Source organism: Comamonas halotolerans, assembly GCF_030162935.1.
Lineage (GTDB): Bacteria > Pseudomonadota > Gammaproteobacteria > Burkholderiales > Burkholderiaceae_C > Comamonas > Comamonas halotolerans.
On record NZ_JASAUZ010000010.1, the window covers coordinates 12,809 to 35,310 of the forward strand.

Annotated in this window: 21 protein-coding genes and 1 tRNA gene; 13 read left to right on the forward strand and 9 right to left on the reverse strand. The window is 57.2% G+C overall.

All coding sequences use genetic code 11. From position 1 onward, the window contains the following. Positions 1-9: 9 nt before the first annotated feature. Positions 10-1,617, reverse strand: a complete 1,608-nt coding sequence (locus tag QEP11_RS06845; RefSeq protein WP_284335904.1) for a carboxyl transferase domain-containing protein — start codon at positions 1,615-1,617, stop codon at positions 10-12. 98 nt (positions 1,618-1,715) lie between these two features. On the opposite strand from QEP11_RS06845, the gene QEP11_RS06850 reads away from it, so the two are divergent. The 9 genes from QEP11_RS06850 to dbpA all read left to right on the forward strand — a co-directional run bounded on the left by QEP11_RS06850 (position 1,716) and on the right by dbpA (position 12,122). Then, a complete protein-coding gene (locus QEP11_RS06850; RefSeq protein WP_284335905.1) occupies positions 1,716-3,437 on the forward strand; it encodes a Na+/H+ antiporter in 1,722 nt (573 codons plus the stop codon). A 170-nt stretch (positions 3,438-3,607) separates the two neighbouring features. Beyond that, positions 3,608-4,651 carry an AraC family transcriptional regulator gene (locus QEP11_RS06855; RefSeq protein ID WP_284335906.1) on the forward strand — a complete coding sequence of 348 codons (1,044 nt, stop codon included), beginning with the start codon at positions 3,608-3,610 and terminating at the stop codon, positions 4,649-4,651. 100 nt (positions 4,652-4,751) lie between these two features. Continuing rightward, positions 4,752-5,705: a cation diffusion facilitator family transporter gene (locus QEP11_RS06860; RefSeq protein WP_284335907.1), complete on the forward strand. Its 954-nt coding sequence runs from the start codon at positions 4,752-4,754 to the stop codon at positions 5,703-5,705. Positions 5,706-5,841: 136 nt separating this feature from the next. After that, positions 5,842-6,801 (forward strand): Bug family tripartite tricarboxylate transporter substrate binding protein, encoded by a 960-nt coding sequence (locus QEP11_RS06865; protein WP_284335908.1) that lies wholly within the window; start codon positions 5,842-5,844, stop codon positions 6,799-6,801. Positions 6,802-6,829: 28 nt separating this feature from the next. Next, complete coding sequence (locus QEP11_RS06870; RefSeq protein ID WP_284335939.1) at positions 6,830-8,041, forward strand: CaiB/BaiF CoA transferase family protein; 1,212 nt, start codon at positions 6,830-6,832, stop codon at positions 8,039-8,041. Positions 8,042-8,052: 11 nt separating this feature from the next. Continuing rightward, positions 8,053-8,430 carry a cupin domain-containing protein gene (locus tag QEP11_RS06875; protein WP_284335909.1) on the forward strand — a complete coding sequence of 126 codons (378 nt, stop codon included), beginning with the start codon at positions 8,053-8,055 and terminating at the stop codon, positions 8,428-8,430. A gap of 53 nt (positions 8,431-8,483) precedes the next feature. Continuing rightward, the gene (locus QEP11_RS06880; protein ID WP_284335910.1) at positions 8,484-9,647 is read left to right on the forward strand and encodes an acyl-CoA dehydrogenase family protein; all 1,164 of its coding nucleotides are present in this window, start codon (positions 8,484-8,486) and stop codon (positions 9,645-9,647) included. A 94-nt stretch (positions 9,648-9,741) separates the two neighbouring features. Next, positions 9,742-10,641 (forward strand): LysR family transcriptional regulator, encoded by a 900-nt coding sequence (locus QEP11_RS06885; RefSeq protein ID WP_284335911.1) that lies wholly within the window; start codon positions 9,742-9,744, stop codon positions 10,639-10,641. A 71-nt stretch (positions 10,642-10,712) separates the two neighbouring features. Next, positions 10,713-12,122 carry an ATP-dependent RNA helicase DbpA gene (gene dbpA, locus QEP11_RS06890; protein WP_284335912.1) on the forward strand — a complete coding sequence of 470 codons (1,410 nt, stop codon included), beginning with the start codon at positions 10,713-10,715 and terminating at the stop codon, positions 12,120-12,122. A 340-nt stretch (positions 12,123-12,462) separates the two neighbouring features. Here the strand turns inward: dbpA and QEP11_RS06895 are convergent, their stop codons facing one another. Beyond that, positions 12,463-13,962, reverse strand: a complete 1,500-nt coding sequence (locus tag QEP11_RS06895) for an MmgE/PrpD family protein (RefSeq protein WP_284335913.1) — start codon at positions 13,960-13,962, stop codon at positions 12,463-12,465. Between the two features lie 297 nt (positions 13,963-14,259). On the opposite strand from QEP11_RS06895, the gene QEP11_RS06900 reads away from it, so the two are divergent. After that, a complete protein-coding gene (locus tag QEP11_RS06900; RefSeq protein WP_349816758.1) occupies positions 14,260-14,793 on the forward strand; it encodes a lipocalin family protein in 534 nt (177 codons plus the stop codon). A 134-nt stretch (positions 14,794-14,927) separates the two neighbouring features. Here the strand turns inward: QEP11_RS06900 and QEP11_RS06905 are convergent, their stop codons facing one another. The 3 genes from QEP11_RS06905 to QEP11_RS06915 form a co-directional block, all read right to left on the reverse strand. Beyond that, positions 14,928-15,716 carry a sulfite exporter TauE/SafE family protein gene (locus tag QEP11_RS06905; RefSeq protein WP_284335914.1) on the reverse strand — a complete coding sequence of 263 codons (789 nt, stop codon included), beginning with the start codon at positions 15,714-15,716 and terminating at the stop codon, positions 14,928-14,930. 153 nt (positions 15,717-15,869) lie between these two features. Continuing rightward, entirely contained in the window at positions 15,870-16,181 is a 312-nt protein-coding gene (locus tag QEP11_RS06910) for a hypothetical protein (protein ID WP_284335915.1), read from the reverse strand. 2 nt (positions 16,182-16,183) lie between these two features. After that, entirely contained in the window at positions 16,184-17,380 is a 1,197-nt protein-coding gene (locus QEP11_RS06915) for an MFS transporter (RefSeq protein WP_284335916.1), read from the reverse strand. A gap of 310 nt (positions 17,381-17,690) precedes the next feature. Between QEP11_RS06915 and QEP11_RS06920 the strand changes: the two genes are divergently transcribed. Continuing rightward, positions 17,691-18,515: an NADPH-dependent oxidoreductase gene (locus tag QEP11_RS06920; RefSeq protein WP_284335917.1), complete on the forward strand. Its 825-nt coding sequence runs from the start codon at positions 17,691-17,693 to the stop codon at positions 18,513-18,515. Positions 18,516-18,639: 124 nt separating this feature from the next. On the opposite strand, the gene QEP11_RS06925 is transcribed toward QEP11_RS06920, so the two are convergent. The 4 genes from QEP11_RS06925 to QEP11_RS06940 all read right to left on the reverse strand — a co-directional run bounded on the left by QEP11_RS06925 (position 18,640) and on the right by QEP11_RS06940 (position 20,664). Then, positions 18,640-18,715 (reverse strand) — tRNA-Phe (locus tag QEP11_RS06925). 91 nt (positions 18,716-18,806) lie between these two features. Further along, positions 18,807-19,025: a hypothetical protein gene (locus QEP11_RS06930; RefSeq protein WP_284335918.1), complete on the reverse strand. Its 219-nt coding sequence runs from the start codon at positions 19,023-19,025 to the stop codon at positions 18,807-18,809. A gap of 174 nt (positions 19,026-19,199) precedes the next feature. After that, positions 19,200-19,661, reverse strand: coding sequence for an rRNA maturation RNase YbeY (gene ybeY, locus QEP11_RS06935; RefSeq protein ID WP_284335919.1), 462 nt, complete (start codon positions 19,659-19,661; stop codon positions 19,200-19,202). A 55-nt stretch (positions 19,662-19,716) separates the two neighbouring features. Further along, complete coding sequence (locus QEP11_RS06940) at positions 19,717-20,664, reverse strand: PhoH family protein (RefSeq protein WP_284335920.1); 948 nt, start codon at positions 20,662-20,664, stop codon at positions 19,717-19,719. A gap of 58 nt (positions 20,665-20,722) precedes the next feature. Here QEP11_RS06940 and ruvA point away from each other — a divergent pair, with 58 nt between their 5' ends. Together ruvA and ruvB are read left to right on the forward strand one after the other, a co-directional pair. After that, positions 20,723-21,301, forward strand: a complete 579-nt coding sequence (ruvA, locus tag QEP11_RS06945; RefSeq protein ID WP_284335921.1) for a Holliday junction branch migration protein RuvA — start codon at positions 20,723-20,725, stop codon at positions 21,299-21,301. 6 nt (positions 21,302-21,307) lie between these two features. After that, positions 21,308-22,432, forward strand: a complete 1,125-nt coding sequence (ruvB, locus tag QEP11_RS06950) for a Holliday junction branch migration DNA helicase RuvB (RefSeq protein WP_284335922.1) — start codon at positions 21,308-21,310, stop codon at positions 22,430-22,432. Positions 22,433-22,502 lie beyond the last annotated feature (70 nt).

Consider the following 22,502-nt stretch of genomic DNA (forward strand, 5'->3'; position numbering starts at 1 on the left):
GGCAATCATTTACATGCGGAACACACCAAATCGGGTGTCCTCAATCGGCGCATTGCGGCTGGCTGACAAGCCCAGTGCCAGCACGCGGCGTGTATCGGCGGGGTCGATCACGCCGTCATCCCACAAGCGAGCGGTGGCGTAATAAGGGTGGCCCTGTTCCTCATATTGTTGACGGATTGGCGCTTTGAAGATTTCTTCGTCCTCAGTGCTCCAGCAGCCCCCCTTGGCTTCGATGCCATCTCGCTTGACGGTAGCCAGCACGCTGGCGGCTTGCTCGCCGCCCATGACCGAGATGCGGGCGTTAGGCCACATCCACAAAAAACGGGGGCTGAAGGCTCGGCCACACATGCCGTAGTTGCCTGCGCCAAAACTGCCGCCAATAACGATGGTGAATTTGGGCACACTCGCGGTAGCCACTGCGGTGACCAGCTTGGCTCCGTGACGGGCAATACCTTCGTTTTCGTATTTGCGGCCCACCATGAAGCCGGTGATGTTCTGCAGGAACACCAGTGGAATCTTGCGCTGGCAGCACAATTCAATAAAGTGTGCGCCTTTGACGGCTGACTCGCTGAACAAAATCCCGTTGTTGGCAATGATGCCTACCTGCATGCCTTCAATCCGGGCAAAGCCGCAGACCAGCGTGCTGCCAAAGCGGGCCTTGAATTCATCCAACACGCTGCCATCGACAATGCGGGCAATGATTTCGCGCACATCGAAGGGCTTGCGGGTGTCGGTGGGAATCACGCCATACAGCTCCTGGGCATTGAACAGCGGTGCCAAGGGGGCTGTGTCTGCAGGGATTGCGGCTTTGGCTTTGTTCAGATTTTTTACGGCTGTGCGGGCAAGCGCCAGCGCGTGGATGTCGTTCTCAGCCAGGTGGTCAGCCACCCCGGACAGGCGCGTGTGCACATCGCCACCACCTAAATCTTCGGCACTCACCACTTCACCCGTCGCAGCCTTGACCAGGGGCGGTCCACCCAAAAAGATGGTGCCCTGGTTTTTGACAATGATGGATTCGTCGCTCATGGCCGGTACGTAAGCACCGCCCGCCGTGCAACTGCCCATGACCACGGCAATCTGGGCAATCCCTTGCGCGCTCATATTGGCCTGGTTGTAGAAGATGCGGCCAAAGTGTTCACGGTCGGGGAAAACATCGTCCTGGTTGGGCAGGTTGGCTCCCCCTGAGTCCACCAGATAAATACAGGGCAGGCGGTTTTGCTGCGCAATCTCTTGTGCACGCAAATGCTTTTTGACCGTTAAGGGGTAGTAGGTGCCACCTTTGACGGTGGCATCATTGCAAACCACCATGCAGTCCACTCCGCTGACGCGACCAATGCCCGCGATCAGGCCTGCGCCCGGGGCATCGTTGTTGTACATATTGAGCGCGGCCAGCGGTGCCAACTCCAGGAAAGGTGTGCCAGGGTCCAGCAGTTGCTGGACGCGATCCCGAGGTAATAATTTGCCACGTGCCAGATGTTTGGCTCGGGCGGCTTCGCCACCGCCTTGGGCGATTTGTTCGCAGCGTGCGCGCAAATCGTCAACCAAAGCTTGCATGGCACTCGTATTCGCTTGGAACTCCGCCGATCGCGGATTCAGTTGACTGGAAAGGGTGCTCATCGTGTCTCCTTGCTTAATCTAGGGTTTTTACTTAGATATCCTTGAGGCTTTGAATCTGTCTGACAGCCGTGCGCCCTGGCGCGCAAAGAAAATGCCGCATGCATACCGTTGAAACCGTCTTGCTCGTGCTGATGTTGGGGGCCCTTACGGGCATTGCCGCACGTTATGTCCGAGCCATCCCGCTCCCACTGATTCAAATCGCCATTGGTGCCTTGATCGCATGGCCGCAAAAAGGCCTGCACATCGCATTCGATCCAGAGTTGTTTCTGCTGCTCTTCATTCCGCCGCTGTTGTTTGCGGACGGCTGGCGCATTCCCAAGCGCGAGTTTTTCGCACTGGCACGTCCCATCTTGCTGCTGGCCTTTGGTTTGGTATTGATTACGGTGTTGGGTCTGGGTTATCTCATCCATTGGATGATTCCAAGCATGCCGCTGACGGTGGCATTCACTTTGGCAGCCGTGGTTTCGCCTACCGATGCGGTGGCTGTCTCGGCCATCACGCGCAATCTGGGCATGCCGCACAAGACCATGCATATGCTGGAGGGCGAGTCGCTGCTGAACGATGCCTCGGGTCTGGTGGCCGTGAAGTTTGCCGTGGCTGCAACCTTGACGGGTTTGTTCTCCTGGAGCAATGTCGCCAAAGATTTCACCTGGATGGCCGTGGGTGGCCTGGCTGTTGGCGCCGCCTTGGGTTGGGGTTTCAGCTATGCGCGCGATGCGATCACCCGCCGTGTGGGCGATGTGGCGGCCACTCAGATGGTGCTGTTGCTGGTGCTGCTGCCTTTTGCCGCTTACATCGTGGGCGAAAAGATTGGTGTCTCGGGTATTTTGGCTGCCGTGGCTGCCGGTATTGCCACCAACTTCGCTGATCTTGATCGCTCCAACTTCATCTCCGAGCGTCTGCAAACCGAAGGTACCTGGAGCATGGTGGAAGCGGCATTCAACGGCGCCATCTTCTTGCTGCTGGGTCTGCAGCTGCCATCCATCATGGGAACCACCATCTTGCACTCGGGCTATGCCTGGTGGGAGCTGCTGGGCTATGTGGCGGCTATTTCCTTTGGACTGCTGTTTGTGCGCTGGGTCTGGATTGAGCTGGGCGTGCACCGCGCGCTGCGTACAGCCCACCAGCAGGGCAAGATGGAAGAAAAACCCTCGCACCTGCTGAATCTGGCCACTACCATGGCTGGTATCCGTGGTGCGGTGACCCTGGCTGCCGCACTGTCCATTCCCGTGAGTCTGAACAATGGCCGTCCGTTCCCTGAGCGTGACCTGGTGATCTTTCTGGCCACTGGCGTGATCTTGTTCACCCTGGTGCTGGGCGCTATTGCGCTGCCTTTGATCTTGCGCCGGATGCCTGCGCATGAAGATACCGAGACCCAGCAAGAAGAGCGTGCAGCCCGCACAGCGGCTTGCAAGGCAGCGATTGCCAGCCTGACCATGACCGACAGCGATGCGCAAAAGCACGACGAACAATGGGTGGCGCAGTACCAGGAGGTGGTGGGACGCATCACGCAGGAGTACCGTAACCGCATCCATTTGCTGGACGATAGCGGCATTGCGACGTCGACGGAGGCCCAGCGGGATGCACCCGAGATGGTGCAGGAGCGCCGTGAGCGTTACGTCAAGGAAATGGAACTGCGCCTGCACTGCATTCAGGTGGAGCGTGACACGCTGTACGTGGAGCGTCAGGCCCATCGGATCAACGATGAGACCCTGCGCGCCATGGTCAGCGAGCTGGACATGTCGGAGATTTCGCTGCGCAAGCGTCTGGTGGTGGCGCGCAAAGCTGCTGGCATGCCGATTACGGGCGATGCGCATTGAGCGAGCCGACACGGACAGAGGGCCACAGCGCATAGGCGAAAACGTCTCCTGAAGGGTTTTTCTGCAAGATGGGCTGCAAGTTGCTTTGGGCACTTGCAGCCATTTTTATATATCTATCCTAGGGTGGTCGCCGATACAGAAACAGTCACATAGGTTGCAATAATTGCCATATGAGTACACCTTTGTTGCTGGATGCCGTTACCGACCAACACCCTGCGCACACGCCAATGGCCTTTGTGCGTTGCGTGGTGCATGCCTACGCGCTGCGTGGCTTGGCAGCAGATGAAGCTTTGAAAGTGGCACAAATTGCGCCAAGTGCCCTGGATGATGACAAGCAGCGTATCACTGCCTTGCAAATGGAGCTGCTGTGTGACCACGCCATGCGCGAGCTGGACGATGAAGGGCTGGGCTGGTTCAGCCGGCGTCTGCCCTGGGGCAGTTATGGTCTGCTGGCAAGGGGCAGCATTGGCAGCTCCTCACTGGGTTTGGCAGTGGCGCGTTGGTGCCGACATCATGGGCTGCTCACGGATGACATTGTCTTGACCTTGCACGTGGACGGCACACAGGCCACGCTGCGATTGCAAGCACAGCGCGAATTGGGCGCGATGCAAGAGTTCTGCATGGTTTCGGTACTGCGCAATCTGTATGGGTTTGCCAGCTGGCTGGTGGATGCACGCTTGCCGCTTCGCCAGGCCAGCTTTCCGTTTGCGGCGCCTGCGCACCATGCGGTGTATTCCGTGCTGTTTGATGCTCCGGTGCGTTTTGGTGCGGCTGCGGCCAGCCTTGAGCTGGATGCCCATTGGCTGCAACTGCCAGTGCTGCGCGATGAGCAAGCATTGAGCACCATGCTGCAGCGCGCCTTGCCGTTGCAGATTCGTCCTTATAAGCCGGTGCAGCCATTGGTGCAGCGTGTGCGCCAGGCGCTGGCTGCGCACCCACAGTGCGGGCACACTGCAGCCAGCCTTGCACAGGTGCTGCACATGGCTCCACGTAGCCTGCACCGCCAACTGCAGCAGCAAGGCAGTAGCGTGCAGCAACTCAAAGATGATGTACGGCGGCATCGTGCACTGCATTTGTTGCATCGCAGCGATCTGCCCATCAAACGCGTGGCGCTGGCCTGTGGCTTTGCCAGTGAGAAAAGCTTTATGCGAGCCTTTCTTGCATGGACAGGACAAGCGCCAGGCGCATATCGACAGTCTTTGCGTGACCGCTGATCCCGCATGGCTTGGGTGTGCCACACTCAAGGTCATAAATCGGTGCAGCGGGTTTGCCGTGCTTGCGCCCTTCAGATGAAAGTTTTTCAGCCCCACATTCATGCCGCGCTCCGAAATCGAAACACCGTCGTCGTCCTGGCTTACTCCCAGCAGCCTGCTGCGTATTTCCATCGTGGTAGCGGTATTCACCATCGTGCTCAAAATGTTGGCGTGGTGGGTAACTGGCTCGGTGGGTTTGCTCTCCGATGCGCTCGAATCATTTGTGAATCTTGCCGGAGCTACCTTTGCGCTGGCCATGGTCACTATCGCTCAGCGACCACCGGATGAGGATCATCCCTATGGGCACCACAAGGCGGAATACTTTTCCGCAGGATTTGAGGGGCTGCTCATCATTGGTGCCAGCCTGGCCATCCTGTGGGTCAGCGTGGATCGCTGGTTTCATCCCCAGCCGCTGGAGCGCCTGGATTGGGGTTTGGGGCTTTCCCTGCTCAGCACGGTACTCAACGGTGCGCTGGCATGGGTGATGTTCCGCAGCGCACGCAATTACCGCTCCATGGCGCTGGAGGGCGACGCGCGTCACCTGATGACAGACGTGTACACCTCGGTGGGGGTGGTGATCGGCTTGGGTCTGGCCCATATGACGGGCTGGTGGTGGCTGGACCCCCTGGCAGGCGTGGTTGTGGCGCTGAATATTTTGTGGCACGGAGGCGTCATGCTCTGGCGTGCGTCACAAGGCTTGATGGACATCGCCATGGACCCGGAGCAGCTTGAGAAAATTCACGCAGTGCTGGCACAGCAAACACAGGCAGTGAAGGTGCAAACGGGAGAGCAGGTGGTGTTTGACAGTGTGCACACCCGTCAGGCGGGAGGACATGGTTTTCTCGATGTGCACATGCATGTGCCGGGTACATGGACGCTGGCACAAGCGGCTACATGGCGTTTGCAGGCAGAGTCTGCCTTGATGGTAGCCATTCCGACGCTCCAGGCGCGCATCGAACTGCTGCCTCAAGGCACGGATACGGTGCTAGAGCAAAAGAATGGCCAGAGCGCTTGAAGCGTGAAGGTCCCCACTCAACGATTCGAAAATTGAATTATTGATGCATTAAAAAGAATTGGACGCGAATGATCTGCGTCTCCAACATGGCGTCAGTGCTGGGCACACAGCACTGCCAAGTCACAAGGAGACAGAAATGAAATCATTGCGCGTGATAGCTGGGGCCATCTCATTGGCGGCGGCAACGGCTTCTTTTGCTCAGGACTATCCCAGCGCCCCCATCACCATGGTGGTGCCATTTGCTGCGGGTAGTGGAACTGATGCAGTCGCTCGGGTGGTGGCGACGAAGTTGGGTGAACGGTTAAAGCAGCCGGTGATTGTTGAAAACAAAGCGGGTGCCAGTGCACAGATTGGGGCCGGCCTGGTTGCCAAGGCAAAGCCCGATGGCTACACCTTGTTCATGACAACCAACACTTCGCATTCTGCCAACCCTTGGCTGATCAAGAACCTGAAGTACGACCCCATCAAGGACTTCACACCAGTGGCGCGGATCGGCGAGCTGCCTTTTGCGCTGGCGGTGCACCCGTCAGTGCCTGCGCAAACCTTGCAAGAGTTGATTGCCTATGCACAGGCCAACCCAGACAAGCTGTCTTATGGCACACCGAACAGCACCTCTTTGGTGGCCTCGGAAACCTTTAAGTTTTTGACAAAGACGCGCATCACCGCAGTGCCTTACAAGTCGAGTCCACAGGCATTGACAGATTTGGTGGGCAACCAGATCCAAATCTATGTGGCCGACTTGGGCTCAAGCTGGAGCATGCTGAAGACGGACCGCGTGCGTACATTGGCCGTGACGGCAGCCAAAGGCTCCACCTTGCTGCCGAATGTACCTGCCATGGCCACGGCATTGCCTGGGTTTGACATCACGTCGTGGAACGGAATTTTTGGCCCTGCAGGCATGCCCAAAGAGGTCGTTGAACGCTTGAATGCAGCGCTGCAGGACTTGCTCAAACAGCAGGAGGTGAAAGATCAGCTGGCACAAGTTGGTTTTGAGGTGTGGCCGACGGCAACCCCCGAGGAATTTGCCAGGTACGTGCAGGACCAACTGAACAATTGGGGAAGGTTGATCCAGCAGTCCAAGATTGAGGCGCAGTGAGGTTGGCATGGATCAGAGCAGCTCCCCGATGGGACCTTTAGCGGGCGTCAAGGTGGTGGATATGACAAGCGTCATTCTGGGACCTTTTGCTACGCAAATTCTGGCCTCCCTGGGGGCCGAAGTGATCAAGGTAGAGCCACCGGATGGCGACAATATGCGCCATGTCGGACCCATGAAAAATGCAGGCATGGGGTACATATTTTTGCAGGCCAACCAGGGCAAGCAATCGGTTGTGCTCGATCTCAAGCAAGCCAGTGCTCGTGAGGCATTGCTGCGACTGGTGCGTGACAGCGATGTGCTCATCAGCAATGTTCGCCCACAAGCCATGGCACGGCTGGGCCTGTCTTATGAAGACTTGAAAATGCACAACCCTCGGCTCATTCACGTGAGCTGTTGCGGTTTTGATCAATCAGGCCCTTATGCAGCCAAGCCTGCCTATGACGACTTGATCCAGGGCGCAACAGGGGTGCCCTGGCTTGCGCAGCAGTATGCAGGTGGAGCGCCGACTTATGCGCCCATGACGCTGGGAGATCGGGTTACGGGACTGCATGCGGTGTACGCCGTCACTGCTGCCTTGTATGCCCGTGAGCGCACGGGCGTGGGACAAGCGGTTGTGGTGCCCATGTTTGAGGCCATGACCCAGTTCATTCTGGGAGATCACCTGGCTGGTCTGAGTTTTGAACCTGCACAGGGGGAGCCAGGATATGCCCGCTTGCTGACCAGCCACCGCAGACCCTACCAGACCGCTGACGGTTATTTGTGCGTGCTGATCTACAACGACAAGCACTGGAACAGTTTTTTTGCAGCGATTGGGCAGCCAGAGCGCATGCAGGAAACGATGTTTGCAACCCATACCCAGCGCGCCGCCCATATTGATGCGGTGTATGCCGAGGTAGGGCGTCTGATGCTGCAGCGTACGACAGCGCAGTGGCAGCAATTGCTGGACGCGGTGGACATTCCCAATATGCCGATGGCATCGCCGGCGGATTTGCTGGTTGACCCGCACCACCAAGCAACAGGCTTTGTGCGCACGGTCGAGCATCCAACCGAAGGCACGCTGAAAATCACCGGCGCGCCGACGCAATGGTCGGGAACCCCTTTGACGCAAACCGTCAGTCCTGCGCCGCTGCAAGGCGAACACACCGCAGCCGTGCTGCAGGCGCTGGGCTTTTCGCAAGAAGAAATTGCGGCCATGCAAGCAACAGGCGCTTGTCGCCAGGCTGCATGCCGAGCAGCTTGAAGGAGATGCACATGTCTCGCTATTTGATTCGAGAGCAAGATATTGAAGGCTACAGCCCTGCCAACCACCACGGTACGGTGAACAAGCGCCTGATCAGTCAAGCGAATGTCGGTGCAAGGCATATGGAAGTCGTGCTGGGTACTTTGGAAAAAGGGGGCGGCGCCTTGCCACATGCACACCCGGGCATGGAGCAAGCCTGCTATTTGCTTGCTGGCACTGCAGAAGTGGAGATGGAGGGAGAGTGCTTTTCCATGCAGCCTGGCGACACATGCTTTTTCCCGGAAGACGTCATGCACATCTTTCGTGTCACCAGCGAAACGCCTGTGCGTTTGCTTGTGATCTACAGCCCGCCATATGGCGAAAACCCTGCACGCGTGCGCCGACCCTGAGGGCAGTGGAACGCAAGCATCAAGCTATCACAACGCAATGAAGGGAGACAGACATGGATTTCCTCTGGAGTGCAGAGCAGGAACAGATTCGTGATGCGATTGATCGCGTATGTAAGCCGTTTGACGCGGATTACTGGCTCGAGAAGGACAACGAGGGAGGTTTTCCCCACGACTTCCACAAGGCACTGGCCGATGCCGGCTGGCTAGGCATTGCGATGCCTGAAGAGTTTGGCGGTGCTGGCCTGGGCATCAGCGAAGCGGCTTTGATGATGCACACCATCGCGGCGACAGGGGCGGGTCTGTCGGGTGCATCAGCGGTGCATATGAATATTTTTGGCTTGCACCCTGCAGTGGTCTTTGGCTCTAATGCACAGAAAAAACGCTGGTTGCCGCCGCTGATTGCTGGCCAAGACAAAGCATGCTTTGGGGTGACAGAGCCCAATTCAGGACTGAATACCCTGAAACTTCAGACACTGGCAGTGCGTGACGGTGATCACTATGTCGTCACTGGACAAAAAGTGTTTATCTCGACAGCGCAGGTGGCCAACAAGATCTTGCTGCTGGTTCGTACCAAGCCGGTGCATGAGTGCAAAGGCACCGAAGGGTTGAGCCTGTTTTATACCGATCTGGATCGCAGCAAGATTGAGGTGCGGGAGATTCCGAAATTGGGACGCAAATGCGTGGATACCAATCAGTTGTTCATTGATGGGCTGCGCATCCCCGTGGAGGATCGAATCGGAGAAGAGGACAAAGGTTTTTCCTACATCTTGCATGGCCTGAACCCCGAGCGTATTTTGATTGCTGCGGAAGCGGTTGGCTTGGGGCGTGCAGCGCTGGAGCGTGCAGCACAGTATGCGAAAGAGCGTGTGGTGTTTGATCGTCCTATTGGTCAGAACCAGGGCATCCAGCATCCCTTGGCATTGGCGTGGATGCAGTTGGAGGCTGCGCATCTGATGGTGCAAAAGGCAGCCTTTTTATATGACAAGGGTTTGCCGTGCGCAGCCGAAGCCAATGCCGCCAAATACCTGGCTGCAGAGGCCTGCGGCAAAGCCTGCGAAGCTGCTATTTACACGCATGGCGGCATGGGCTACGCCAAGGAGTTCCATGTCGAGCGCTATATGCGGGAGTCATGGATTCCAAGGCTGGCCCCTGTCAGTCCGCAGATGATCATGAACTTCATCGCAGAGAAAGTGCTGGGCTTGCCCAAGTCCTATTGATCATCGTGATGCTCGGGAGCGCTGGCGCTTGAGGGTAAATGCTAGGCCAGCCAAGGCCTTGCAAGCCAATGTGTGGATGCAAGATAGCGTCTACATGAAAACCCATCTATTGCGTTACTTTGTTGCTTTGGCTGAAGAGCAGCACTTCGGCAAGGCGGCACAGCGACTGTCCATCACGCAGCCACCCTTGAGCATGGCGCTGAAGACGCTGGAAAGTGAGTTGGGCGTTGCTCTGATGGAGCGCAATGCCAAGCATGTGCACCTGACGCCTGCAGGGGAGGCATTGTTGGTGGAAGCCCGAAAAGTGCTCAGCCAGATTCAACGTGCTTCAGAGGTGGTACGCAGTGTGGCGCAGGGTGCGCAAGGCAGGCTGAATGTGGGGATCACCGGCTCGATGATCTATCGGCAAGTACCAGACTTTTGTCGTACCTTTCAGCAAGGGCGTCCCTTGGTGGAAGTATGTCTGCATGAAATTTCAACCCGCGAGCAAATTGGCGCACTCATTTCTGGTGAGCTGGATGTTGGTTTTTTGAATTTGCGCCAAGATGCGCAGCGCTTGGAAACATTGCCCATCGGCTCGGAGCCTCTGGTGTGCTGCATGCCTGCAGCACATCCGCTGGCCGAGAATGACAGCATCGATTTGCATCAACTGGAGGATGAAGTCTTTGTCATGTTTGCGCGAGAAGTTGCTCCCGCCAATTACGACAATGTCATCGCCTGTCTGCAGCAAGCCAATATCCATCCGCATACCACCCATGCTGCGCGGCAGTGGTTGACGGTGGTGGCGCTGGTATCCACGGGCCAAGGCGTTGCTTTGGTGCCGCAGTGTCTGGCGCGTGCCGGTATTTCTGGCGTGCGGTTTCTGCCTTTGAATGGCGTGCAGTTTTTCACGCCTGCGTATCTGGCCTGGCGGCGTGACCAGATGAGCCCTTTGGTCGATGCCTTTGTTCAAAGCGTGCAGCAGCAGGTCTCTGAAGATGCAGTGTTGAGGTAGAAGTACGGTTCTCGGTGGCCGATTGTCCTCAGAGCTTCATCTGAGATGCAGGCGCAGGATAATTTGGTTCTATGACTACCTCCATCAGCGCCGCAGGCGCCCCCGCTTCTACGGCGTTTTCTTCGCTCACGCTCCACCCGGCCACCTTGCAAAACCTGCAGGCCCTGGGCTACGAGCAAATGACGCCTATTCAAGCTGCCAGTCTGCCACTGACGCTGCGTGGTCGCGACCTGATTGCCCAGGCCAGCACGGGCAGTGGCAAGACCGCCGCCTTTGGCCTGCCTTTGCTGGAGCGCCTGAACCAGCGCTGGTTTGCTGTGCAGGGGCTGGTGCTGTGCCCAACGCGCGAGTTGGCAGATCAGGTGGCCACCGAAATTCGCCGCCTGGCGAGGGCACAGGAGAACATCAAGGTGGTCACTGTTTACGGCGGTGTTCCGACGCGCAATCAGATTGCCAGCCTGGAAAACGGTGCCCACATCGTGGTGGGTACACCTGGTCGGGTGATGGATCTGATAGACCGTGGCGCACTGGATATCAGCAAGCTGCAAACCCTGGTGCTGGACGAAGCCGATCGCATGCTGGATATGGGCTTTTATGCCGACATTGCCACCGTGGTGGAGCAGTGCCCGGAGCAACGCCAGACCCTGCTGTTTTCAGCCACCTATCCTGAGGGGATCGCCGACCTGGCCAAGCGTTTTATGCGAGAGCCTGAAATGGTCAAAGTGGCTGCACAGCACAGCACGCAAAAGATTGAGCAGCGTTGGTACGAAGTGCCCGCCAAGCAAAAGGTGGATGCGGTGGTGCAACTGCTGGCGCATTTCCGCCCGGAGTCGACCATTGCCTTTTGCAACACCAAGCAGCAATGCCGTGATGTGGTGACACAGCTGCAGGCACAGGGCATCAGTGCCCTGGCCTTGTTTGGCGAGCTGGAACAACGTGAGCGCGATGAGGTGCTGGTGCAGTTTGCCAACCGTAGTTGTTCCGTTCTGGTGGCGACCGATGTTGCTGCACGTGGTCTGGATATTTCCAATCTGTCTGCCGTCATCAACGTGGATGTGACGCCCGATGCCGAAGTGCATATCCATCGCATCGGTCGTACCGGGCGGGGTGATGCCGAAGGCTTGGCCTTGAATCTGGTTGCCATGGATGAGATGCTCCATGTGTCGAAAATCGAGCAGTTGCAGGAGCGTGCCTCCGAATGGTTCGAGCTGAGCGAGTTGACGCCTGCTCCTGGTGGCGCATTGCTGCCACCCATGATGACCATTCAGATCATCGGTGGGCGCAAGGAAAAGATTCGTGCGGGCGATGTCATGGGCGCCATGTGTGCGGATTTTGGGTATGCCAGGGACCAGATTGGCAAGATCAGCGTGAATGACTTTTCGACGTATGTGGCGGTGGATCGGCGCATTGCTGCAGAAGCCTGTGCCAAGCTCAATAACGGACGCGTCAAGGGCAAGAGTGTGCGAGCACGGGTGCTGTAAATAACTTTTCTTGGTTGTTCTCAAACTGGCTGCTAGCGATTACTGGGTAAGAGCTAGCAGCTATTTTTTGCTTGTTGTTTCTAGCTTCTGCAGTGTATTTTTTCCAGATGCCGGCTCGTCGCACAGGCGGGACACGGGTGCAGGGCGCGCTTCTTTTGCTTGCTTTGCTTGCGCGAGCAAGAAAAGTGAGTCTCCTGCCGCGCGACAGGCGGCCAGCGAAACTTGGAGCTACAACAAGAGAAAAAAGACCTGTAACTTTTCTTTGTCAAGCGTAAGAAGCTATCAATTTCAATCAAAAAAAGGTTGCCAAAGGGCAACCCTTTTCAACACACCGTAAACCTCAAATCTTCGTAATTTCCAAAGCACCCAAAACCTGAGAGGGGGAGCGCTCCAGCTCCAGGCGATTCAGGCGCGCATAAGCGGCTTCGGCGCGTTCGGTGGTGATACCGGTAAAGGCCAGGCAGTCGATAAACTTGCTGCGCATTTCGCTAGGACTCATGGGGTTGCTGGGTTCGCCCTTGGCACGCTCGACACGGGATTCGAGATGTTGTCCGTTCTTCAGTTGCACCATGATGTGGGCTGCGCTCGGGCCGCCCTTGGTTGGCACCAATGATGGGTCGGGCTTTCCTTGTACCAGCTGTGCCCATGCGCGCACTTCGGGGTCTTGCATGGCTTGGGGGGTGAAGTGCTGCAATTGAATGTCGCCGTAGGCTGCGGCGACCCCCACCACCCATGGATTGCTGAACTGCGCATCCACAGTGGTGTGCGGGCGGCGCTTTTTCTCGATGGGATCGAGCAGCAGCTTGTAATCGTCGGGGCCATTGGTCACGATGATGGTGTCCACATCGCTGCGCTGAATGCGGTGTTGCTGGAACAGGTTAAGCGCGGCCTCGGCGGCAGTATGGCTGCCGCGGCACGAGGGCCAGGGTTTGAAGGAGGTGGCGTCAATGGCGAAGCGCTGCCCCAAGTCTGCCAAGATGATGTCCCGGTCGTAGTTGCCGTGGTGGTACTGCTGATAGAAGCCTTTCACGCCTTCAAACACGCGGTGCGGGCCACGCACATTCAGGCTGGCCAGGCGGGCGGCATAAATGCCGTCATAGGCCGCAAAACCGGGGCCCATGCGCTTGGTCAGCGCGCCATCGACATGCGACTGCGCATTGCCTGCAGCCTGGTGCAAAGCGATGCCCAGTGCGGAAATGGTTTGCTCACGACTCAAGCCCATGAGCATGGAGGCCACTAGGGCGGCAGAAAAATAGCCGTAGACCGTCGTGTTGTGCCAACCCACCTTGAATGCATTGACACCAGGTTGCGCGGCCAGGGCCAGGCGACATGAGATGTCGGTGCCAGCTGCAATGGCGGTAATGATTTGCGAACCGCTCAGCTGTGGGTACATATCGGCCATGGCCAGTGCAGTGGGGACGCAGACAACGCCCGGATGCATAAAAGAGGGCTCATGGGTGTCGTCGTAGTCAAGTGCATGCGCCATGGTGGCATTAATGCGTGCAGCATCATGAGAGGGTAAATAGACCTTGCTGCCCCATACCCTTGATTCAGCGGATCCACCGATTTTCTGGGCGAGTGAAAATATCTCGGAAACACCTGGTTCGTGGTGACCCGCCAATGCCACGCCGAGGGTGTCGATAATCTGTCTCTTGGTATTTTCGATCACACTGGCAGGCAGCTGCTCGAATCGTAAATTCAAAGCGAAATCAACAATCTCACTGGCAGCATCGGGTCGTTGTTGTACCTGTGCGTGGGCACCAGGCACACCCAAGGCGAGGGCGGTGGCAGAGAATATTTTGTGAAACTGTCGTCTTTGCATATCGGAATTCAAAATCATGAGCCGTGTTTATCGCGACAAGGCATGAAATGTAAAAACGGGGAAACCCTTTTTTTGGGGAAATCCTTATGAATAATCAAATATTTGAATATCTGATATTTATTTTTGTGTGAGATTTTTAAGAGACTACGGCATGACAGCCCGCAGGTGACAACGTGGTCAGTCATTGCACAGAGACCCAAGCAAGCCGTTTTTTTGCATGATATGAGGTCATCTGATGACAAGTGGCAAGACACGGCATCGTTACCCTGGCGTCTTCTCTCACTGTCTGAAAGGCCAACCATGCACTTCCCAACCATGCATCGCCGTACCGCCTTGCTGCGCGTTGCCATTGCAGCCTCAGCCGCCACTCTGCTTGCTGCGGGCTGCGCGGTCAAAGTGCCTGCCAATGTGCAGCCGGTGCAGAACTTTGATGCGGCCAAGTACATGGGCCAGTGGCATGAAATTGCGCGCATTGACCATCGGTTTCAGAAAGGGCTGACCAAGGCCACGGCCAATTACACGCTCAACCCCGATGGCACGGTCAAGGTTGTCAACCGGGGCTTTAATGCGGCCAAGAATGAGTGGAAAGAGGTGGAGGGAGAGGCGAAGTTCTTGGGAGATCCCAGAACCGCTGCGCTGAAGGTGTCGTTCTTTGGGCCGTTTTATGGTGGCTATAACGTGGTGCACCTTGATCCGGACTATCAGACCTCGCTGGTAATTGGCGAGAACACGGACTACTTCTGGCTGCTCTCACGCAATCCGGATTTGCCCCAGAATCAGGTACAAGCCCTGCTGCAAAAAGCGCAGAGCATGGGCGTGGATCTGAACAAGGTGATGCTGTCACGCTAAACCGCTGCAGAGCCTCACAAAGGGCCAGTGCGCTGCATGCACAGGCCCTTTTCTAGTTGGCGCAAATTTTGATAAATGCCTGCCCTGGACCGCACTACGCTGAAGGCCGGTTGCGTTTCACGTCCTCTGAGTGTCTAACCCTTCATAAAAAACAGCGCCGCCATCACCAGTCCGGTCAGCACAATGCCCCAGCGAAGTACGTTGGCAGGGATTTTGCGGGCTACTCGGGCACCGCCATAGCCACCCAAGGTTGCAGCGACCGCCATTAAGATGGCATGCTTCCATTCCACGATACCGCCTACTGCATAGACAGCCACGGCAATAGCAGTCAGCAGGGCGGATATCAGGTTTTTCATGCCATTCATGGCATTGAGCTGGGTTTGTCCCAGCAGACTGAACAGCGCCAGGCACAGAATGCCCAGGCCTCCGTTGAAATAGCCACCATAAAAGGCCACAGCAAACATGCCCAGCACGGCTTTGGTGGTGTTGGCCGACGCGCTGGCATCGTTGCTGCGAGAGGCCCAGGCTCGAATCTGGGGGCCAAAAGCAAACAGCGCCGTGGCCCCAAGCAGCAGCCAGGGTACAACTTTGTTGAAAGTATCGTTGGGGGTGAATAGCAGTAGTGCAGCCCCACCAGCGCCGCCTATCAGCGCCAGGGCAATGGATTTGCCCATGGTCAGACCAGGAGGCGGCTCCATATCTTCTCTGAAGCCCCAGGCGCTGGCTGCATAGCCGGGCAGCAAAGCGACGGTTCCGGTGGCGTTGGCTGTGACAGGAGGAATGCCGGTAAACACCAGCGCAGGCAAAGTCAAAAAGCTGCCGCCGCCAGCGACTGCGTTAAGCGCACCCGCCACAAATGCGGCAGACAGAAGAAGGGCAACGTGTGCCCAGCTGGCAATGCCTAAAGTGCCTAAAAAGTCCATGTGTTTGTCTCCCTGTCCTTGGTGTTGTGTATGGGCGGACTTCCCGCAGCTATATGGTGCGGACGGGTGATCTTAGTGGTTACATGGACCTTGGCATTGCGCATTCAGGACAAAGCACTTTGGACTGCAACGCAGGTAGTGCGTGTGCTCGGCTCAGGAGCGGATGTAGGCCCAGCCGTAAGCTTGCAAGCGTGCCAGTGCCAGTACTGCAGGTTCGCTCAGTACTTGCAAAGGAGTGCGGCATTCGCGTTGGAGTTGCGCCAGCGTGTTGGGGCAGAGGTAGGTGAGCGTGTCAGCCTGCTCGTGCGGAGTGTCCAGCGCAGCAGCGACCGCAGCTGCGTTGACCAGAATACGTACTTGCGTTTGTGGTGCAGCGCGCAGTGCGTTGACGGCATTCATGCGCGCGCGTTGCAGGCCTTCGGCATCCGGAGCATGCAAGATGATGTGCAAAGGAGTGGTGTTCATAGTCAGGAAACAGGGTTGTTGCGTTGACGCCAGGCGTTCAGGGCCAGCAGCACAAGGACGGCAGCGACCAGCGGAAGCATACCTGCGTTGATGGCATCCCAGCCTGCGGTATGCAGCAAACGGCCTGAGCCAAATGAAGCGATGGCCACGCTGCCGAACACCATGAAGTCATTCACCGCTTGCACCTTGGCGCGCTCGGCAGGGCGGTAGCATGCGGTCAGCATGGCGGTGGCTCCGATAAACCCGAAATTCCAGCCGATGCCCAGCACAATCAGTGCGCCCCAGAAGTGCATCAGCTCCAGCCCCAGCAGGGCAATTCCACCAGAGATGCCTATCAGCACCAGTCCGAGTGCGGTGATGGCGACTTTGCCAAACCGCGCAATCAAGCGTCCGGTGAAGAAACTGGGTGCGAACATGGCCAGCACATGCCATTGCACGCCAAGTGCAGCCTCACCGACACTGAAGCCGCAGCCGACCATGGCCATGGGTGTGGCCGTCATCAGAAATGCCATTAACCCGTAACTGACCACGCCAGCCGCGCAGGCAACGATGAACGCAGGGGTGCGAACGATCTCTCCCAGTGGACGGGCCGGGCCGCTGATATTGGTTTTGACGGGCGGCGGCAAGCGCAGGCGGGCAAGCAAAGGTAAGGCCAGCAGTGCCAAAGCGGCTTGACCATAGAAGCTGCCAGCAAACGGCGTCATGGGCAGTGCGTCGCGGGTCCAGATCACCAGTTGCGGGCCAATCACAGCTGCGATCAAACCGCCGACCATAACTCGAGAAATTGCGCGGGCCTGCAATCCCGGCTCGACAATGGCATCCACAGCGGCAAAGCGGTAGCTTTGTACGCAAGCTCCATATAAACCGGCCAATGCTGTGCCAAGGCAAAACAGCACAAAGTGTTCCTGGGCAATGCCTTGCGCAGCAATCAGCCCCGCCAGAACAGCCATCATTGCCCCAAGAACGTAAGTCGTGCGCCGCCCACTGCGTTGCATCAGCCATGCCACTGGCAGCGTGGATAGAGCCAGTCCCAACTGGTAGAGGCTGACCGGCAAGGTGGCCAGGCCAGGGTTGCTTGAGAGTTGCTGCCCTACCAGCCCACCCAGTGAAATGATGATGGGAGGGGATGCCCCGCCAAGTGCCTGTGCGGCGAACAGAAGATTCAGATTTCTTGAACTCTCGGTGGTAGAGGCTGACATGACAACAGGCAAACAGGTGATGGGGTGACGCGATGGGGGCATTGCCCACATGGGCAATGCGTAGCGCGCTGATTGTGGGTGTTGTAGCTTGTCAGCGGTAGTACCAGTGGTCTCGCAGGTGCTTGATTGTTCGCTGTTTCGGTATCTGCTGCAGGTTAAATGATCCCAGGCTGGTTGTACCGCTAGAAGCAGCTTCTGCGCAGATCAACTATTTTGGGGTTCTAGGGTTGTGGAGCTATCAGGGCTATGTGACACAAGTGTCAACAAGAGCTGCCTAGAATGTCTTTTTCCCCTGAATGAGAAAGCAATCATGACTGCTGCCTTGCAAGCGCGCTATGGAGATCAAGCGCCTGACCTGAATCTGCCTGCATTGCCTGTATTGGATGCCATGCTTGGCCATCGCTCTGTACGCCACTTTCTGCGCGATCCATTGCCTGCTCACACCATAGAAACACTGGTGGCAGCGGCGCAGTCGGCGCCCACATCGTCCAATCTGCAAACGTGGAGTGTGATTGCTGTCGAGTCGCAGGAACGCCGTGAACAGCTTGCCAGCTTGGTGGGGCCGCAAAAGCATTTGGGTGTTGCGCCACTGGTGCTGGTGTGGCTGGCTGACTTGTCGCGCATTGAGCGCTTGGGCCAGGCACAAGGCCGCGATCCGGTGGGCCTGCATTACCTGGATACCTTCTTGATGGGGGTGATTGATGCTGCCCTTGCTGCGCAAAACGCCGTGGTCGCAGCCGAGTCCATGGGTCTTGGGACTGTCTATGTCGGTGGCATGCGCAACCAGCCCGAAGCTGTGGCCAAGGTGCTGGGCACCCCTAAGAATGTCTTTCCGGTATTTGGTCTGGTGGTGGGGCATCCAGACCCGCAGCGTCCTGCAGGCGTCAAACCACGTTTGCCGCAAAGTTCGGTGCTGCATCGTGAGCAATACCAGGTCCCTGCCGATCAAGCAGAGGAAATTGGCGACTACAACGCTGTTTTACGCACGTTTATGCAAACCCATGGCATGAAGGAAATCGACTGGAGCACCCAGGTCGTGGAGCGACTGGGCTCGCCCGAAGCGTTGACAGGCCGCCATCGCCTGTATGAGGCTCTGCGCAATGCAGGCTTTGAATACAGGGATATTTCGGGTTAAGTTGTTGCAAGAAGCCGCCGCTGGTGTGCGGGAAACATCACACCAGCAACGAAGGCATGAAGCTTTGTGAAAGCGGTAGGCAAAGAAAAACCCCAGGTCATTGCTGATCTGGGGTTGGGATACTTGGTGGCTTGGGACGGGATCGAACCGCCGACACGCGGATTTTCAATCCGCTGCTCTACCAACTGAGCTACCGAGCCATCTGCTTTTGCAGTAAGACTCGAATTCTAGCGCATATTTCAGCGTATTTTTTGAAATTTGGAAAAAACGGTTTTTTGTCTTATCCAGTAATTAGGGCGCAGCTGCAAATCCTGCATCCAGCGCGGGCTCGCGCAGCAGGTCTTGGTCAATGCCCATGCATTCACTGGCACGCTCCAAAGCTTGCCATAGCGCTGCAGGCATTTTCAAAATGTCATCCGCAGAGGTGGACTGCGCAATCCAGTCGCTGATATGCATGTGTTGCTCGGCCGTGAGCAGGTCGAGGTGCAGCATTTCGTCAATGGTCTTCATCGTGGGCTCTCTCGCAGGTGGTGCTATGGGTTTAGGGAATCAAGACCAGACAGGGTGTGTGTTGCTGCTGTACATGGTGCCAGAGCCAGCAGGTACAAGAGGCTGGCCAAGCATGGCATGCAAAAAAAAGACGCGGTAAGCAGTGCCAGGCTTGTGCCGGGTGAAATGAGATGTTCAGTCTTTGGCGTAGGGGTCTGCGAAGCCTAGCTCGGCCATGATGTCGGTTTCGTAGGCTTCCATCTCATCTGCGTCCTCTTCGCTGGTTTCATGGTCCCAGCCCTGGGCATGCAATGTGCCGTGCACCAGCATGTGGGCATAGTGCTCTTCCAGGGTTTTGTTTTGTTCCTGGGCTTCACGCTCAATCACGGGGCCGCAAATCACCAGATCAGCCTGAACGGTCGGCTCTTGCTGGTAATCGAAGGTCAGCACATTGGTTGCGTAGTCTTTTTGGCGGTACTGCAAATTCAGTGCGCGGCCTTCTTCGATGCCGACGATGCGTACCGCCATTTCGGCATCGACGGCCAGGGCGTGCTTGATCCACTTGGTGACCGTGGCGCGCGTGAGCAAAGCGCGGTGGGCGTCCACATTGTCAAACTTGCCAAATTGCAAGGAAAGATCGAGATTGTTGAGTGCCATTGGGTTTTCTAGTGCCGATCAGATCAGCGCTTTTAGTGATCAAAAAACTGGCTTTTTAAACGCGGCTACGGCCACCGTTGCTGGCGTCATAAGCGTCCACAATGCGCGCAACCAGAGGGTGGCGTACCACGTCGGCGCTGGTAAAACGGTTCATGGAGATACCTTTGACGCGTTTGAGCACACGTTCAGCGTCAATCAGGCCGCTCATCGCGCCTTTGGGCAGGTCAATCTGGCTGACGTCACCTGTTACCACCGCCTTGGCGCCAAAGCCGATGCGGGTGAGGAACATTTTCATCTGCTCAGGAGTGGTGTTTTGCGCCTCATCCAAGATCACAAACGCGTTGTTGAGCGTGCGGCCTCGCATGAAAGCCAGCGGCGCAATCTCCAGCGCATTGCGTTCGAACGCTTTTTGCACTTTCTCGTAGCCCATCAGGTCATACAGCGCGTCGTACAACGGGCGCAGATAGGGATCTACCTTTTGCGTCAGATCTCCAGGAAGAAAGCCCAGGCGTTCACCCGCTTCTACCGCAGGGCGGGTCAGCACAATGCGCTGCACGGCGCTGCGCTCCAGCGCATCCACAGCGCAGGCCACGGCCAGATAGGTCTTGCCAGTGCCGGCAGGGCCAATGCCAAAAGTGATGTCGTGGTCGGCAATGTTCTGCAGATACAGGGCCTGGTTGGGGGTGCGGGCACGCAGATCAGCGCGACGCGTGGCAAGCTGGATCGCATCGGGTTTGGCCTCGATCATCTCTGCGTCACCGGCCAGCATCAGCTGCAGCGTATCTTCAGGGATGGGATCATCGGCCATTTCGTACAGCGCTTGCAGCAACTCCATGGCATCCGTAGCCTTGGCTTTGGGGCCATCTACCTTGAATTGTTCGTGGCGATGTGCAATCTTGACCTGCAGGCCGGTTTCGATAGTGCGCAGATGCACGTCGGATGGCCCGCACAGATTGGCCAAACGGGTGTTGTTGTGCGGTGTAAAGGTGTGGCGCAAGATCACGCTGATAATTCCTTGCTAGGAAAGTCGCAGCCAATCGGGCTGCACAAAAAGGATCGCAATGATAGGCAAACTGACTGGAACCCTGCTTGAGAAGAACCCGCCCGAAGTCCTGGTGGACTGTCATGGCGTGGGCTATGAAGTGCAGGTGCCCATGAGCACGTTCTACAACCTGCCCAGTTTGGGTGAGAAGATCGGCTTGCTCACGCACTTTATCGTGCGTGAGGATGCCCAGTTGTTGTATGGGTTTGCGACCGCGCAAGAACGTCAGACATTCCGGGCATTGATCAAGATTACCGGTGTGGGCCCGCGCATGGCGCTGTCGCTGCTGTCAGGTCTGAGCATTGATGAATTGGCTCAGGCCGTGGCCTTGCAGGAAGTTGGCCGTTTGGTCAAAGTGCCAGGCATAGGCAAGAAAACCGCCGAACGCTTGTTGCTGGAGCTCAAGGGCAAGTTGGGCGATGCAGTGGTCAGTGGCGCGGCGACCCAGGTTAAAAGCGATGCGCAGTCTGATATTTTGCAGGCTTTGCTGGCATTGGGCTATAACGACAAGGAAGCCGCTGTAGGTCTCAAGGCCCTGCCTGCCGATGTAGAGGTTTCCGACGGCATCAAGCTGGCCATCAAAGCTTTGACGAAGTAAGCGTTCATGAGCATTCACACTGAAGATTTTGGCGAAGGCTTTGCCCCCACTCCTGCGCGCAAGCCTCGCACCAAGGCGCAGGAGCAGGAGTTGCCACAGAGTCATGTGCGCAGCACGGCCATTTCGCCTGCGCCCGTGAACAAAAATGAAGAAGCGCTGGAGCGCGCTTTGCGGCCCAAGTTGCTTGATGAGTACGTGGGCCAAGAAAAGGCGCGTGAGCAGCTGGAGATTTTTATCGGGGCAGCCAAAAAACGTGGCGAGGCGCTGGACCATGTGCTGCTGTTTGGTCCTCCTGGTCTGGGCAAGACCACGCTCAGTCACATCATTGCGGCAGAGCTGGGCGTGAATCTGCGCCAGACCTCGGGCCCGGTGCTGGAAAAACCCAAGGACCTGGCGGCGCTGCTGACCAACCTGGAAGCCAATGATGTGCTGTTCATTGACGAGATTCATCGCCTGAGCCCGGTGGTGGAAGAAATCCTCTACCCTGCGCTGGAAGATTTTCAGATCGACATCATGATTGGCGAGGGGCCTGCAGCACGCTCCATCAAGCTCGATTTGCAGCCCTTCACCCTGGTTGGGGCCACCACGCGTGCAGGCATGCTGACTAATCCGCTGCGAGACCGCTTTGGCATCGTGGCACGTCTGGAGTTCTACAACGCGCAAGAGCTGGCGCGGATTGTCACGCGCAGTGCTGGTCTGCTGGGTGCGCCGATTGATGCAGAGGGTGCCCAAGAAGTGGCCAATCGCTCCCGCGGCACGCCACGTATTGCCAACCGCCTGCTGCGTCGTGTGCGGGACTACGCCGAAGTCAAGGGCGATGGCACCATCACCCAGGAGATGGCGCGCAAGGCGCTGGCCATGCTGGATGTGGATCCGCGCGGTTTTGATGTGATGGACCGCAAGCTGCTTGAAGCCGTGGTGCACCGCTTTGATGGCGGGCCGGTTGGGGTGGACAACATCGCCGCCAGCATTGGCGAGGATGCGGGCACGATTGAGGATGTGATCGAGCCTTACCTGATCCAGCAGGGCTATTTGCAGCGCACGCCGAGGGGGCGCATTGCCACCAAGGCCGCGTACCAGCACCTGGGTCTGGTGGCTCCGCAGACAGCGGGCTCACTGTTTAACGAATAACGCTCTTGGAATAACGCTCTTGTCTGGCGTGAAAAGCATGGCAGATGTGCCATGCTGCGCGCAGTCTTGG

Bases quoted from the DNA above. Each gene is read 5' to 3' on its own strand.
- QEP11_RS06845 (WP_284335904.1), bottom strand. From the start codon at position 1,617: ATGAGCACCCTTTCCAGTCAACTGAATCCGCGATCGGCGGAGTTCCAA.
- QEP11_RS06850 (WP_284335905.1), top strand. From the start codon at position 1,716: ATGCATACCGTTGAAACCGTCTTGCTCGTGCTGATGTTGGGGGCCCTT.
- QEP11_RS06855 (WP_284335906.1), top strand. From the start codon at position 3,608: ATGAGTACACCTTTGTTGCTGGATGCCGTTACCGACCAACACCCTGCG.
- QEP11_RS06860 (WP_284335907.1), top strand. From the start codon at position 4,752: ATGCCGCGCTCCGAAATCGAAACACCGTCGTCGTCCTGGCTTACTCCC.
- QEP11_RS06865 (WP_284335908.1), top strand. From the start codon at position 5,842: ATGAAATCATTGCGCGTGATAGCTGGGGCCATCTCATTGGCGGCGGCA.
- QEP11_RS06870 (WP_284335939.1), top strand. From the start codon at position 6,830: ATGGGACCTTTAGCGGGCGTCAAGGTGGTGGATATGACAAGCGTCATT.
- QEP11_RS06875 (WP_284335909.1), top strand. From the start codon at position 8,053: ATGTCTCGCTATTTGATTCGAGAGCAAGATATTGAAGGCTACAGCCCT.
- QEP11_RS06880 (WP_284335910.1), top strand. From the start codon at position 8,484: ATGGATTTCCTCTGGAGTGCAGAGCAGGAACAGATTCGTGATGCGATT.
- QEP11_RS06885 (WP_284335911.1), top strand. From the start codon at position 9,742: ATGAAAACCCATCTATTGCGTTACTTTGTTGCTTTGGCTGAAGAGCAG.
- dbpA (WP_284335912.1), top strand. From the start codon at position 10,713: ATGACTACCTCCATCAGCGCCGCAGGCGCCCCCGCTTCTACGGCGTTT.
- QEP11_RS06895 (WP_284335913.1), bottom strand. From the start codon at position 13,962: ATGATTTTGAATTCCGATATGCAAAGACGACAGTTTCACAAAATATTC.
- QEP11_RS06900 (WP_349816758.1), top strand. From the start codon at position 14,260: ATGCATCGCCGTACCGCCTTGCTGCGCGTTGCCATTGCAGCCTCAGCC.
- QEP11_RS06905 (WP_284335914.1), bottom strand. From the start codon at position 15,716: ATGGACTTTTTAGGCACTTTAGGCATTGCCAGCTGGGCACACGTTGCC.
- QEP11_RS06910 (WP_284335915.1), bottom strand. From the start codon at position 16,181: ATGAACACCACTCCTTTGCACATCATCTTGCATGCTCCGGATGCCGAA.
- QEP11_RS06915 (WP_284335916.1), bottom strand. From the start codon at position 17,380: ATGTCAGCCTCTACCACCGAGAGTTCAAGAAATCTGAATCTTCTGTTC.
- QEP11_RS06920 (WP_284335917.1), top strand. From the start codon at position 17,691: ATGACTGCTGCCTTGCAAGCGCGCTATGGAGATCAAGCGCCTGACCTG.
- QEP11_RS06930 (WP_284335918.1), bottom strand. From the start codon at position 19,025: ATGAAGACCATTGACGAAATGCTGCACCTCGACCTGCTCACGGCCGAG.
- ybeY (WP_284335919.1), bottom strand. From the start codon at position 19,661: ATGGCACTCAACAATCTCGATCTTTCCTTGCAATTTGGCAAGTTTGAC.
- ruvA (WP_284335921.1), top strand. From the start codon at position 20,723: ATGATAGGCAAACTGACTGGAACCCTGCTTGAGAAGAACCCGCCCGAA.
- ruvB (WP_284335922.1), top strand. From the start codon at position 21,308: ATGAGCATTCACACTGAAGATTTTGGCGAAGGCTTTGCCCCCACTCCT.